Origin of the sequence: Paenibacillus cellulosilyticus (genome assembly GCF_003182255.1) — a bacterium.
Lineage (GTDB): Bacteria > Bacillota > Bacilli > Paenibacillales > Paenibacillaceae > Paenibacillus_T > Paenibacillus_T cellulosilyticus.
Genome location: NZ_QGTQ01000012.1, coordinates 109799 through 124361, shown reverse-complemented (window position 1 = coordinate 124361; position 14563 = coordinate 109799). Strand labels below are relative to the sequence as shown.

Below are 14563 nucleotides of genomic sequence, written 5' to 3'. Positions count from 1 at the left end.
GTGTCATCGATCGAAATACGCTATTTCTCCAGGATAATCGACTGTGATTCGAAAATATTGAAAAGCACTACCGTCTAGTGCTCCTCGTCGTTCATTCTAGCTGATTTTCGCCCTTATTTCTTCTTCATCGTAAGCTGCTGCTCCAGTTCGCGAGCTTGCTGAGCTTCGCTCGAATCAATCGGCGACGCACTATAACGTGCACGCTCATACAGTTCAACAAGCGGCTTCGGCAGTTCAGCTGCGGCAAGGCTCTTCTTATGCTGAAGATCGACCGCCGTCTCTCTTGGCGTAAGCTGCGGCTTCGGCGCATAGCCATGGCGCTCACGGCGAAGCAAGGCGTTGCGATATAGATCACGGATGCGTGCTGCATTGTCCGGAAGCTTGTCCCACATATCCTCCGTGCGACCTCGCAGCAGTGACGACGACCATTTGCGCAAACGAGATGCTCCGCGTTCGTGTTCGACTTGCTCAATTTCGTCTTCATAGCCTGCATCCGATGCGGCAAGCCTTTCCTTTCGGGACAGCCGCTGCATCCATTGTTCAATCAGCTTCGCAATGATCGGCAGCTTGCGCAGCAGCTTATATCCGAGCCAGAGCACCAGCACAACAGCCAATGCACCGCCGATGAACATAAAGATTTTCTCCAACAGCTGCATGAACCAGCCATGATCTGCCGGCGGCTCTGACATCAAATTATCCGGCATGTTTTGCTCAGGCTGCTCAATTGGCTGGTTATCATCAGGCGATGTTGCCAATAAGCGTCGCAGCCATTCATAGAGGGAACCGAATACACGATTCAGCATCTCACCGATCCATGATATCGAAGCAACAAGAAAGACGAGGATTGCAACGATGGACACGAGTAACCGATTTTGTCTAACGATTGAGCGCGATACTGGCGCTCCGCTGCTGCTGTCCGAATACGACTCCTTATTCATATTGATATGATTGAATACGAATAAGCAGAGCACGAGCGTCAATATACCAGCTATGTTCATGAGCCATACATAACCTTCATGCTCGGTATTATTGCGATACCAGAACGTGATGATTAAATACATAAAGAAAGATATTGCATAGTATGCCTGGTGAACATCGAACAACTGTCCATTAGATGGGCGAATTGTCCCTTGGATCATGAAGAAACCATAGGCTAGCACAGTTACGGCACCCGCATTGGTCATGCCAAAGACGGAATAAACCGAAGTCAATACGATCATGACAATTAACGTCTCCGTTATCCAGCGGCGCCATTTGGACAGCAATCTACTAATCGCATCCCCTGCGACATGAACGAACGGAACAAGCACGATCCATAGAATGCGGTCCTCATCCGGAATAACGGATAAGCCAAGCGCAATAATGGCTGGTAGAAACAACAGTGTTACAAAGCATGCTCGCAGCAGCATCCGAGGCCCGATGCTCCACCATATAATCCGATTGATCATGAGGCATTCGCCTCACCCTCTGCATGAAGTAGTCGTACAATGACCCGGTGGCCTTCGGCTGCGAGTCGGTCGATCGCTTCCACTACACGATCATCTGCATGTGTGCTTAGCAGCAGCAGATCGGTCGGCTGATCAAGCCGCTCCGAGAGCATCAGCAGATACTCATAGAATGGCAGCTGACGCTCGATGAGCAGCATCGACATCGTCTCAAGAATCCCGAAGAGATGCGGCTCTCCGCCCGTTGGCGGGACATGAATGAACGACTGCATCTCATCTTTCAGCATACCATTACTTGCAAAACCCGCTTCCATACCGTTACGGATGAGATGTGTCGCTGTCCCTGCCGCAATCCGAATGCCTTGCTCGATCGTATCCACATCATTAATCGTACGCCAGACTTCTGCATGATCTTCTACATTAAGGACAATGAGTACGGCATAATCTGCGGTGGTGTCCAGCTGGTGCACCTGCAAATCACCGGTCCGAGCAGTTGCACTCCAATTCACCTGACGAAGCGAATCACCTGATCGGTATGGCCGCACACCGATTCGACGGAATGGATCCTCGACAACCCAACGCTTAACCGACATATCACCTTGCCAGCTCCGCGGCGGCAGCGCCAAATCATCCGGCAGGACTGGCTGCGGATATACGATGAGCCGTTCCGAGAAATTTAACGTGTTGGATGCAGCGCTCAGTCCGAACAAATCGCCTGTCGACAGTGTAACCGTCGACAGCTCATAACATCCGCGATGAGACGCCTTGACATGGTGCGTTCTGCGGATGCGGCGCCACGGCATGAGACTAAAGAAACTGCGATGATTTTGTAGAAATTGCCCTGCGCTAATATCGAGGTTCGATGCGTGATCGTGACCGAACCGCAGCGATGCGCTTAACAGCGATTCTACGCGCAGCCATGGAAGCGGGAAACGCTTCTCGTTCGCGATGGTCTCGACTAAGGCGACCTCGTCGCCTTCGAAGCAGGTTCGCCGATCGAATTGCCTGGAATAGCGTACTCGGCGCAAGCTAACCGCTTTGAAAATACGATTTTGGATGAATACAATAAGTCCCGTTATTATAAGAAACCAATACGCCGTCATCAGCCGGACCTCTAGGAATGAAGCCGTTCGGCAGGCACTTCAACGCTGTCGAGCACTTGTTCAATGATGCGTTCAGCACTCGTCCGATCGCCGCGTACGCGTGCCGAGCTTTTCAAGACGAGACGATGCGCAAGTGCCGGAACAGCAAGCCGCTTCACATCATCCGGTGTAACAAAATTTCTTCCTGCAAGCGCCGCATGTGCCTGAGAAGCACCCATCAGCGCTTGCATCGCACGAGGGCTGACGCCAGTCGCAACTTCCTCGAGCGCACGTGTTTTCTCGCCGATTGCGACGATGTAACGCAGTACATCCTCATTCACTTCGATCTGTGCAACAGCACGCTGCGCCTCAACTATTGCCTCTGGCGTTGCGATTGGCTGCAAGCTCTCAAGCGGCTTCGTGCCTTTGAACCGACTCAGGATGCGGACACTTTCTTCCGTTGTTGGGTAGCCCATGTTGAGCTTGAATAGGAAACGGTCAAGCTGTGCCTCTGGAAGCGGGAACGTACCTTGCTGCTCGATTGGGTTCTGCGTTGCGATAACCATGAATGGCGGCTGCAGACGATGCGTCTGACCATCGATACTGATCTGGCGCTCCTCCATACACTCAAGAAGACTCGATTGCGTACGCGGAGTTGCGCGGTTAATCTCATCGGCAAGCAGCAGATTCGTGAACAAGGGACCTGGACGGAATTCGAATTCACCAAGCTTCTGATTGTAGAAGTTAATGCCGCTCAGATCGGATGGCAGCAGGTCCGGTGTAAACTGTACCCGTTTGAAGCTGCCGCTGATCGACAGCGCCAGCGACTTGGCAAGCAGCGTCTTGCCCGTGCCCGGCACGTCCTCTAATAGGACGTGGCCCGATGTGAGCAGCGCGATCAACAGCATGTCGATCATCGCTTCTTTGCCAACGATAACCTGCCCAACGTTATTGCGAATTTGTTCAGCTAATGCTTGTACGGATTGAATGCTCATAGTCAGTTATCTCCTCTAATGTCTAATGGTTATGTATTTCATCGCATGAACAAATCGGCTTCAGCGCAGCGAGCTTGGCCATAATACAAGTCGTTGACCATCCCGCTCCGCCCCCATTCCACGCAGCTCTTCACTAATTGCACAATCCAAGATCGGTTGTCCGTTCCACAGCTCAATCACAATCTTAGACATGCGTTGACGACGCATAATGGCCGCCAACGCGGAACGAAGCTCAGCTATAGCTGATGAATCTGATAGATTGATTGCGTGAGATCTAGTGTTGCGCTCATCGGTTGATCCAATATGACTTGAATCCGACATCATATGGATGCGTCTGCCGTTATTCTCAATCCAGAATAACCATTGATCGCCGCGCAATACAAGATAATGTCCAGCCTTTCGTGCAAAAGCACAAGTCTCTGCTGTCGGCCAATCGGCGATGATGCCATAAGGATTAGCCGGATCTACCGAAGCTAGCACGGTGACGGCGCTATCTGCCGAAAGCGGCGTTTGTGCTCGTACCGCTTCTGCAATTTCTGCAGTCGTAAACTGCAAGACGGCTTCGCCATCCACGAACGTGCCGCGCGTAATCGTGCCCCATTCCTCCAACTGCTTCAAGACAGGAAGCAGCACCTCCCATGACAATGGGGATACAGCTGCAACCAGTTCCTTCGTAACAATGCCATAGTTATCAAGCAAATGACGCACCCAATGCATCGCAGATGATTGTGCATGATTACCCGCTCCAGCAACAACAGAAGCAGCATCAGCAATCGGAAGTCCTGTTGGAGACGTATTTACCGTTTCTATCGCAATATCACTAGCTAATGAGCCCGTCCAATACCAGCGGCCAAGCCCTGATCCAGAGCGAGCCCAATCTGCCTGCTTCTTGCCTGCATGCAGCCGGAGTGGTGCGAACTGATCGTTCGACGCCTGCCCCTCCCATACAAGATCCAGCAGCTCCGTCAGCATATCGGTTGGCGTACGACCAGCATCGCGTGCCAACTTCGTTAGGAAGCTGGCGCCCCCTGCCTGAAGCTGTTGCAGCAGTGCAGGCTGAGTCGAGTCCTGACTATCCAATCCTGTGAGATAAGGAGCGTACAACGGTTTGCTCTCTGCAAGGAAGAAGGCGATACGGCCTTCTCGCTCCGCATTGGACTTCCGGCCAAGCCAGACTACATCCCCAGTTGCACATAGCAGGTCAAGCTGTTCTGGCCGATAATCAAGCAACCGTGATGGGAATATGATGGTTTCCCAATGCGATAGCGGCAGGAACAGTCCTTGCAGCCTGCTTATCACAGCGCGCAGACCTTCTTCACCACGCTGCTGCGTTCCACCTAATGCATACTGGCGCATCGCCATCTGCACGAACCATTTGTTCGGATGCGCAGGCTGCGATCGCTTGCGCGCTTCTCCGATCGACATCCGTATGAGACGCTGCGCCGTACGTCGTCCTGTCCACAGCCGTTCGTTCGGCCCATCTGCGAACGGTGCCTGCTCGACCTTGCCTTGTTCGATCAGCGTATCGACGACTTGGTGAGCTTCCGGCAATGTCAGCTGCGGATATCGTTCGCACAGCGATGGTTCCGTGAACGACAGCTCATGCTCCGCATAACGACCGATAATGAATTGAACCGAAGCAGCATCCGATGGAAAATGTGCATACACCTCTTGCTCGTCGCGGCATATCCAGCGCGGCAATTCATCGTCCGCATCCGCATGACCGAGCTCGACCTGCACGATTGCACCACGCTCGCATAGCTCCGCGATCAGTGGGAGTACCGACTCGCCGCCAGCTTTCACGAGCTCGTCCGTTCCCATATCGCCGCGCTGCTTCAGCAGCGTTAGCACATCGTCTGACGTGGATAACTGTCCAGCAAGCTCTGTCATCCTCCGACGTTCAGCTTCCAGCAGCTCCGGCGTCACCGCGCCCCGAACAGCATCCTCGCCAAACACGCTTCCGGCAAGCTCACGACTCACATTCAGCAGCTGCATCCGAATGGTATCGTCCAGCCCATCCCCTTCATAAATACGCATATTCACGTATTCCGCAATGAACTGAGTCGCCATCGGAGACGGGTACTGTGTCTCACGGATATCGAATGCAACCTCACCCGATCCAATGGCCGTAAGCACCTTCTGCAAGCCGTCCACATCGAGAAACCGATTGAGGCACTCCCGCATCGCTTCATCTAAGAATGGGAACTGCGATGCATACGGCATCGCTTCCTTTAACAGCTCTTCGCTGCGAAGCCGCTTCTGCCATAGCGGCGTCCGCGTGAAGCTTCGCGATAGCAGCAGTGATGTTTCGGCCAGATGACGGAACGCAATTGCAAGCAGCGGCGAGCCCGTGATCGCGTCCATGATTAACGGCTCCACATTGCCTGGCGTTACATGCCAGATCGACTGCAGCCACGAAGGATCCCATTCTGACAGTACGAACTCAATGCCGTTATCCTTCGCATTGCCGTACAATCGGTATGGCAGCAGCTGCTCGAACTGGCGCTCGATCGCAAGCAGCCATGTCCGGTTCAGCCGTCTGCCAAGCCAGTTATGGATGATGACATGCGTCTTGTTCGAAACGTCCTGGTAATGCTCGACAATAATACGCCGATCGGTTGGCAGCCCGCAAAATGAATGTTGGTGGTTAGCATAGTCAATCAGACTATATGCGGATTTGGCATCCATTCGATAAGCGCTCATCAGCCACTCTGCTGTCTGACTTTCGGTAACGGTGCGTACGAAGGTCTGATCCTCTTCAGTGAACGATTGGTCCACATCATCGCTCGAATCTATCATTAGTCGCTCTTCAAGCTCCCGTACAAAAGCACCAATCTTCATACCCAGCTCCGATGATCGTCCGCCTGCTTCATTGCGCCAGAACGGAATCTCACTGAAGCTGTTGGCCGCTTCCGTCACATACACACGGTCGCGGTCAATGCGGCGGATCATCCAGCTATTCGTGCCAAGCTGGAACACATCTCCGACATTGCTCTCGTGCACATATTCCTCGTCAAGCTCTCCAAGATGAACGCGGCTCTCCAGATGGTGAACAGGAAATGCCGAGCTGCTCGGAATAGTCCCTGCTCCGGTCAATGCTGCAATGCCACTGCTTCGCCGCCCAGCCAGAACATCGGTATCTCGATTCCAATCGAGCAGCGGTCGTGCGAACGGATAGAACCCGCTCAACACCTGAAGCATCGCTAGCAATCTCGTATAAGGAATTAGCCGGAAGGTATCGCTCCGAGTGACGAGCTGATAAAGCTTCGTCGTCGTCCATTCTCCGCCCGCCACCATCGATACCGTATGCTGCGAGAGCACATCAAGTGGATGTCGTGGAATCTGAATCGGCTCAATCTCACGCTCCGCAACAAGCTTGGCAAGCACGGCAGACTCCGCCAATGCACCACGGTGCCGTACGATGATCGCTCCTCTGCTGACATCTCCGACCGAGTGACCGGCGCGGCCGATACGCTGAATACCGGATGCGGCATCAAACGGTGGATCAATCTGAATGACAAGATCCACGTGACCGACATCGATACCAAGCTCAAGCGATGAAGTTGCGACGATGCAGCGCAGCTCGCCGGACTTCAGCATCCGCTCGGCTTCAAGCCGCCGCTCCTTAGCAAGGCTGCCATGATGCGCTCGGCTTAGTTCGTAACCTGCGGCGTCATTCAGCCTTAGACAAACGCGCTCGCACAATCGACGGCTGTTGACGAATATCAGCACCGTCCGGCAGCCCTCCATCAGAGAAAACAATCGCTCAAGCAACGGCTGCCATACCGCTTCGCGAGTCGTCATCGGCTTGGACAAGTCCGGCATCGTCACGAGCACCTGCATCGCCTTCGTCATGACACTCTCGATAATATCGACCTGCCTTGGCACATAGCCCAGCGGGTGCGGAGCCTTCTCATCCGCATCCGCATCGGACGGCAATTCAATAGAAACGTTAGTCTGTCCGCTTAGTGCTGGCTCCCAGCCGCCTAAGAAACGAGCAACACGCCACATCGGCTTCTGCGTCGCCGATACACCAATGCGTTGAAACGGCTGATCGCACAAGTCCGCGAGCCTTTCTAATGATAGCGATAAATGTGAACCACGCTTATCCGACGCAAGGTCATGGATCTCATCGACGACAACGTACTGAACGGTACGCAGCATTGCTCGCCCCTGCTCGGAAGTCAGCAGAATATAGAGAGATTCCGGTGTAGTGAGCAGCACATCGGGAGGCCGCTTCGCCATTGACGCTCGCTGGGACGACGGCGTATCGCCAGTTCGAACCGCGCAGCGAATACCCGGCCAGCCCGGCTCCCGCTGCGCCGCGCTGCGGTCAATCGCTTCGATGAAAGAAACGAGATTGTAATGCACGTCATTATTAAGCGCTTTCAGCGGCGATAGGTATAACACCTTAACACCGGCACGAGGCTTGGCCGTTTGTATTTTTGTTGTAACAACGTTATTCAGACATGGCAGCATCGCAGCCAGCGTCTTGCCTGATCCAGTAGGCGCTGCAATTAACGTATGCCGACCAGCTTGGATCGACGCCCAAGCGCGAGTCTGCACATCGGTCGGCTGACCGAACGTTCCGCTGAACCAATCAGCAATAACAGGGTGAAACGTGTGAAGCGGCGAGTTGTTCAACGGATGATCAGCTCCTGCTAATACTTATTCTCCTTAATTATACCAGTTGGCGGCTGTTCAATCCATGACGTTCGTCTCCGATTATCGAATACTTGTTCTCCCCTGTGAAGCGGGCGTATAATGGTAAAGATTACGAGTGAGACACGATGCTGCTGACCAACTCTCCATAGCAAGGAGCTGACCACCGACATGAACGTCATTAAGATTAAAGACCGCCAAGAGCTGGATCGGAAAGTGCCGCTCATGCCTTGGTATGTCGACAAATTCATTCAGTTCAAGCTGCCTGACCTATCGCCCTCTTCGCTGCTGGAGTATGTGCGCGATTATGATACCTTTTTCTCCTACCTGCTGGCGGAAGGACTTGCAGAAGGCCCTGCGATCAAAGATATTAAGCTCGAGGAGCTGGAACGTCTCCATATGGACAGCATCGATGCGTTCCGTATGTTCTTGATGACGAGAGTTGAGCACAACAATAAGCGTGTATCCGTCACTCGCAAGCTGTCCTCGCTCCGTTCGTTGTTCCACTATTTGAGCCAGATTGCGGAGGACGAAAACTTTTACCCGCTTCTCAAACGGAATGTTATGGCCAAGGTATCAATCAAGCGGACGCATAAGCCGAAGGATACTGCGGCCAAGCTCGAAGGTAAGCTGCTGCAGGAGGAAGAAATCTCCTCTTTCCTCGCCTATGTAAGTCATGACTATGAGCATGATGTGGCGACGAACAAGCAGGCATTGTACAGCTATCAGCTGAACCGTATTCGCGATACGTGCATTATCAGCCTCATTTTGCACTCCGGCCTCCGGGTCTCTGAGGTTGTGAATCTGAATGTCGATGATATTGACCTGAAGAAGAAGCTGACTTATGTATTCCGTAAAGGTAAAAATGACGATACGTTCAAAACGCCCGTCTACTTCCGTCAAGACGCAGTTGACGAACTGACCAGTTATTTGCAAATCCGGGATACGTCCTATAACGCGCCGAAACGGGAAAAAGCTTTCTTCCTCGCTATTGCGAACGGTAAGAAGGAAGGCTCGCGCATGACGAAGCGGGCTATTCAAGAGATGGTGATCAAATACGCTAAACGGTTCGGCAAGCCTTATCTCTCGGTGCATAAGCTGCGGCACTCATTTGCAACTGACTATTATTTACGCAATGATATCTATAAAACGCAAGAACAGCTAGGCCACTCGTCCCCTGAGACGACGCAAATCTATGCCCATCTGACTGACCGTACGATGGCTGAAGCAATCGACCATAACTCGTAAGCAGAAATGAGGAGAATACACCATGAAGCTAAGCGTACTCGACCAATCCCATATCGGCGAAGGGAAAAACGCCAAAATTGCTTTAACGGAAACAACACAGCTTGCACAGGAGGCTGATCGACTCGGCTTCCATCGGTATTGGGTATCCGAACATCATGCAACGAGAGCGCTCGCGCACTCCAGTCCTGAAGTATTAATCGCTCATCTGGCCGCGCATACGAAGCGCATTCGCCTTGGCTCAGGCGGCGTCATGCTGCCGCATTATAGCGCGTATAAAGTAGCGGAGAACTTCCGCTTGCTTGAGGCGCTTCATCCTGGCCGGATTGATATCGGTCTCGGCCGCGCTCCAGGTGGTATGCCTCTCTCCACTCGTGCTCTGCAAGAAGGCAAATTCACGACCGTTGACCGCTACCCGCAGCAGGTGGCGGATCTGATTGCTTATCTGCACGATGAGACAGGTCCAACGCATGCGTACCCAGGCTTGTTAGCGGCGCCTGTACTTGAGACCGTGCCAGAGCTGTGGCTGCTTGGCTCCAGCTTCGAGAGCGCGCGCATTGCGGCGAGGCTTGGCCTTGGCTTCGGCTTCGCACAGTTCTTCGGTGTGCCAGGCGGCGAAGAAGCAATTCGCGGCTACCGTGCGAATTTCCAGCCTTCTTCGTTCAACGACAAACCGAACGCACTCGCGGCCGTTGCTGTATTTTGCGCAGATACAGAAGAAGAAGCAGAACGAATTGCTAAGAGCACTTCTCTATTCTTCCTAATGCTTCATCGTGGTGGCAGACTCGACTACTTCCCTTCTGTTGAGACGGCTGAAGCTTATCCTTACGATGAGATCGATATTGAGTTTCTTAACGGACGCCGCAGCAATATGATCGTTGGTACACCTGACATCGTTAAGCAAAAGCTGGAAGCCATCAAAGAACGAATGGACGCCGATGAGCTCATGATCGTAACGAATACGCACAGCTTCGAAGCGCGCATTCGCTCGTTCCAGCTCGTTGCAGAAGTATTCGGCATGCAAGGATAATCTAATTGAATATGTAAGCGGCCTGCACATTGGTGATTTATCACTGATATGCAGGCCGCTTTTATATGGCTATGAAGTATATTCATCTATAATTTCTACTACTTCGATAATTCCGATAACCACTAACTAAGGAAGCTCGTTGCAATGTAATAAACATACAATTCGCTGTCTTGCATGGTCTGCCCCCCTATTAATGATTAAAATCCTGCGACACATTCATGAATTCCAGCTGTTTCATACCATAGAGGAACTTAGGCTTCCGATTGATCATACCCATACCCAGGTCCAGTATTCGCAGATGCTTCAGCTTCTCTAGCTCTCGCGGCAGCTCATGGATCGAGGTGTATCGAATCGTAAGCTGCTCCAGTTGTTCCAGCTCTCCAATCTCCGGAGGGATGCGGTTTAAGCTGATCTCTTCCTTCGGCTTGATCCGATAATCGGGAGTCGGCCGATCCGAGCTGCCACAATGAATGCTAAGCTCTCTCAGATTTTTTAACTTGGCTATGGATGAAGGTATGTTCTCTAGATCTGCTGTCTCGATTCTCAAGCGTTCCAGCTTGCTTAACTCGAACAACGCTTCGGGTAGACGATAAAGATCCTGTTCAAAAATTTGAAGCTCACGCAATTCTGTAAGCTCCCGAATTCGATCAGGCAGCTCCGTGAGCCCATGTCCACTTATATAAAGCCAGTCGGTTTTATGCTTAATCGCATCATCCAGCAGACGATCCAGATCCCGATGAGCCTTTAATTGTATGAAAATCCCTGTCACTCGTTCCATTAGTTCGATTGCTTCTTCCTCTGTTACATCCATACCATACATCCGTTCATGAACAACCGAGTAAAGGTAATCTCCGCCTCCTTCTTTTAAGAAACATAGGTCTTCAGGAAACCTAGGGTATATCCAATCCGACAAACCGTTTGCCAATTGCTTCAGTAGAGTACCGCTTTCTTCGCAGCATCTATACATATAGTAAGTGCCCGCGGTATAAAAGGCATGACTGCGATACGTATCTCTTATTCGAATAACCTCATTCATATCATGGTTTGGAATGACGAGTGTCTTTATCAGGTAAGGCTCTAACACTTCCAATACACTTGCGTATTGGCCTCGTCCCTCTTCATCAGTCGGAATTTTCTCCCCGAGCACAAAACATTCCGAGTTCCTTATCGCCAAATCAACGATCTGCTCATAGGCTTCGCCTTTAGGGTCTGTATACATTCTCATCCTGTGTGTCTCCATTTCCATAGAAAGTACATAACAGCCTTATTGGCATAATACCACAAACTGGAATTCGACCTGCCCGTTAGATCAATAAAAAGTTTCATGCATGGCGCGTGCTGCCCTTCTTTTGCTACAATACTATCGTTGGACAATGACTGCTCCATAAGGAGGATATACATATGAACAAACGTCCGCTTGGAAGAACGGGCTTGCAGGTGAGCGAGGTCAGCTTTGGCACATGGGCGATCGGAGGCTCATGGGGACAGACTAATGAAGCCGAATCGCTTCGCGCGCTGGACAAGGCGATGGAAAAAGGCGTTAACTTTTTCGATACAGCCGACGTCTACGGCGATGGTAAAAGCGAGCGGCTGCTTGCCCGCGCTACGAAAGGCAAGGAAGAAAAAATTCACATTGCGACGAAGTTTTGCCGCCAGGGGGATATTTTTGCCCCGGAAACCTATTCCGAGCAGCGCGTTCGTCAATGGTGCGAAGACAGCTTGAAACGGCTGGAGCGTGATACGATTGACTTGTATCAGATCCACTGCGCGCCGTTTGAGATTCTGAAGCAAGGCGCCGTGTTCGAGGTGCTGGACAAGCTGAAGCAGGAAGGCAAAATCCGCGCCTACGGTGTCAGTGTGGAAACGGTCGAGGAAGGTTTGTTTTGTCTGGAGAAATCCGGTGTAGAGGCGCTGCAAATCATTTTCAACATCTTCCGGCAGAAGCCCATCTCGGAGCTGCTTCCACGGGCGGAGGAGCGCGGCGTCGGGCTGCTTGTTCGGTTGCCGCTCGCAAGTGGCCTCTTGACTGGCAAGTTTACGACGGAGTCAACATTCGAAGCGGAGGATCATCGAAACTTCAACCGCGACGGCGCGGCGTTCAACGTCGGCGAGACATTCGCGGGGTTGCCGTTCGCCAAGGGCGTTGAGCTTGCATCCCAGCTTGGCTGGATTGCCGAAGGCCGTGGCAATATGGCGCATGCCGCACTCCGCTGGCTGCTGGATTTCAAGGAAATCACATGCGTTATCCCGGGATTCAAGAATGTTCGACAGGTCGAGGATAACCTCGGTGTACTAACTGCTAAGCCATTCAGTGCAGAAGAACAAGAGCGGCTGCGGCAATTTTACGAGGAACAGATTCGCGATCATATTCGCGGCCCGTATTAAACGATAAAGGGAGCCTTAGGGCTCCCTTTGTCGTTGGGTTCATATGTACTAACTCTTCTATACAATTCGAGCCTATTCACGCATTGGGAAATCTCCTTGCAAAGCAATAATAAAATTGACCGCCAAATATGGCTGCATGTTGTTATGCGGACTGCTGCCGCCCGCCGCGCCTACCGTACTCGCGTGCAAATGGACTGTGTTTTGGCTGGTCAAGCCAGTGATGTAGGCAAGCGGAGCCCGTCTGCCCTGTGGCGCAGTCGGGAGACTGTTAGCAGGCGCTTCCAGAGGCACCGATGCTTCCCCGTAATTCAACGAATGCGAGTGATAAGGAATTTCCGATTGAAGCAGCGTTACCGTTTGATTGCCTCCAGACTCGCCTATAACACGTGCAGAGAGCCCCAGCCCTTGCCCTTGCTGAATAGGTACTGTGCCCTGCAAGTTCGGAAGCGCAAAGGTGGTTTTTCCGTCCCCGCCATAGTAAGTGCCTATCAGCGAAAACAATGCCGTGTTTTGCGCGATAGGCAGGGTCTGCCCGTTGCAAAACGCCCAGCCTAGCGGCGCAAAGCTGCCGGCGAACATCCGAATCTCCGCTATAAATTGATCTGACATTCAGGATACTCCTTCCTCAACTTCGAGATGGATATGTGCCTTGCAAAGAAATGCAAAAGGAAAGCGTCAAATAAGGCTGCATGTTGTTATGTGCCTGCGTGCCCCCGGTACTCGCTATAGTAGAAGGGGACAATTGCCCGCCGTTGCCCGGTCCGGACGTGTGATAAGCACTGACTGAGGTGCCTGCCCAAACTGCGCCTTGCGGCGAAGAGACGGCTGCTCCGGAGGACGATGCTTTCAGCAAATGACTATGTACAGGAAGCTCCTGAGTCGTTACTGTGTGGCTTTCTTCGCCGCCCTGTTGACCTAGTACAACGCCATTGCCGAAATGCATCGGCACGCGCCCGCGAAAATCTGGAAGCGCAAAAGTCGTTTGTCCGTTGCCGCCGTATGTCGTGCCCAATAGCGAATACAAAGCCTGATACTGGCTAATCTGCAAAGTCTGCCCGTTACAAAACGCCCAGCCTTTTGGCGCAAAATTAAATGGAAACACACGGATTTCTCCAACATAGGGGTCGCTCACTATTAAATTTCACCTTCCCTTAAAGATTCACACAAAAATAGATTTTAGGATTGCGTCGGAAATATTCCATATAATGAAATGATAAAGTTGATGCTCAGGAATGGCATCATATTGTTATGGGGCTGGCTGCTCCCAATCGGTTCAATGGCACCAGCCATCATTTGGCCTTTGACAGCCGCATTCCCCTCCGTATAAAAGGAAAGAGAGGAAGACGCTAACGAAGCATCCTTAGGATTACTTGTATTCCCCTGTGCCGACTGCCCAAGAACGGTATGGGTATGCGCCGGGATTTGGTTCGTCGTTAGCGTTACCTGCTCGGTGCCGCCGTTCTGACCTAACACATAAGTAGAACCTCCAGAAGCATTCGTTCCCATGTGAATCGGAGCCCTGCCGCTCAAATTCGGCAATGCAAAGGTCGATACTCCGTCGCCTCCGTAAGTCGTTCCGATTAGCACATACAAAGCCTCATATTCCGATATCGCCAATGATTGCCCCTGACACAACATCCATCCGGCAGGAGCGAAGTTTCCGGCAAACATTCGAATTTCGCCAATATATGAACTTGCCATTTGTCACTACTCCCTTCT

Annotated in this window: 11 protein-coding genes; 3 read left to right on the top strand and 8 right to left on the bottom strand. The window is 52.0% G+C overall.

Going from position 1 to position 14563, the window contains the following annotated elements:
- Nucleotides 1-113: 113 nt before the first annotated feature.
- From DFQ01_RS16430 to DFQ01_RS16415, 4 genes are read right to left on the bottom strand one after another with little or no spacing between them, the layout of a single operon-like run.
- Nucleotides 114-1448: a DUF4129 domain-containing protein gene (locus DFQ01_RS16430; protein WP_110044982.1), complete on the bottom strand. Its 1335-nt coding sequence runs from the start codon at nt 1446-1448 to the stop codon at nt 114-116.
- Nucleotides 1445-2548, bottom strand: a complete 1104-nt coding sequence (locus DFQ01_RS16425) for a DUF58 domain-containing protein (RefSeq protein WP_110044981.1) — start codon at nt 2546-2548, stop codon at nt 1445-1447. Before DFQ01_RS16425 ends, DFQ01_RS16430 begins: the two co-directional genes overlap by 4 nt.
- 11 nt (nt 2549-2559) lie before the next feature.
- A complete protein-coding gene (locus tag DFQ01_RS16420) occupies nt 2560-3522 on the bottom strand; it encodes an AAA family ATPase (protein WP_110044980.1) in 963 nt (320 codons plus the stop codon).
- Nucleotides 3523-3582: 60 nt separating this feature from the next.
- Entirely contained in the window at nt 3583-8166 is a 4584-nt protein-coding gene (locus DFQ01_RS16415; RefSeq protein WP_110044979.1) for a DEAD/DEAH box helicase, read from the bottom strand.
- 189 nt (nt 8167-8355) lie between these two features.
- Here DFQ01_RS16415 and xerS point away from each other — a divergent pair, with 189 nt between their 5' ends.
- Both xerS and DFQ01_RS16405 read left to right on the top strand, forming a co-directional pair.
- Nucleotides 8356-9432 (top strand): tyrosine recombinase XerS, encoded by a 1077-nt coding sequence (gene xerS / locus DFQ01_RS16410; RefSeq protein WP_110044978.1) that lies wholly within the window; start codon nt 8356-8358, stop codon nt 9430-9432.
- A gap of 22 nt (nt 9433-9454) precedes the next feature.
- Nucleotides 9455-10459, top strand: coding sequence for an LLM class flavin-dependent oxidoreductase (locus tag DFQ01_RS16405; protein ID WP_110044977.1), 1005 nt, complete (start codon nt 9455-9457; stop codon nt 10457-10459).
- A gap of 190 nt (nt 10460-10649) precedes the next feature.
- Here DFQ01_RS16405 and DFQ01_RS16400 read toward each other — a convergent pair whose 3' ends face one another.
- The gene (locus DFQ01_RS16400; RefSeq protein WP_110044976.1) at nt 10650-11684 is read right to left on the bottom strand and encodes a leucine-rich repeat domain-containing protein; all 1035 of its coding nucleotides are present in this window, start codon (nt 11682-11684) and stop codon (nt 10650-10652) included.
- A 176-nt stretch (nt 11685-11860) separates the two neighbouring features.
- Here DFQ01_RS16400 and DFQ01_RS16390 point away from each other — a divergent pair, with 176 nt between their 5' ends.
- Nucleotides 11861-12844, top strand: a complete 984-nt coding sequence (locus DFQ01_RS16390) for an aldo/keto reductase (protein ID WP_110044974.1) — start codon at nt 11861-11863, stop codon at nt 12842-12844.
- 72 nt (nt 12845-12916) lie between these two features.
- On the opposite strand, the gene DFQ01_RS16385 is transcribed toward DFQ01_RS16390, so the two are convergent.
- The 3 genes from DFQ01_RS16385 to DFQ01_RS16375 form a co-directional block, all read right to left on the bottom strand.
- Complete coding sequence (locus DFQ01_RS16385; protein ID WP_110044973.1) at nt 12917-13453, bottom strand: phage tail protein; 537 nt, start codon at nt 13451-13453, stop codon at nt 12917-12919.
- 16 nt (nt 13454-13469) lie between these two features.
- Nucleotides 13470-13946 (bottom strand): phage tail protein, encoded by a 477-nt coding sequence (locus DFQ01_RS16380; RefSeq protein ID WP_342769996.1) that lies wholly within the window; start codon nt 13944-13946, stop codon nt 13470-13472.
- 74 nt (nt 13947-14020) lie between these two features.
- Entirely contained in the window at nt 14021-14545 is a 525-nt protein-coding gene (locus DFQ01_RS16375) for a phage tail protein (protein ID WP_110044971.1), read from the bottom strand.
- Between the last annotated feature and the right edge of the window lie 18 nt (nt 14546-14563).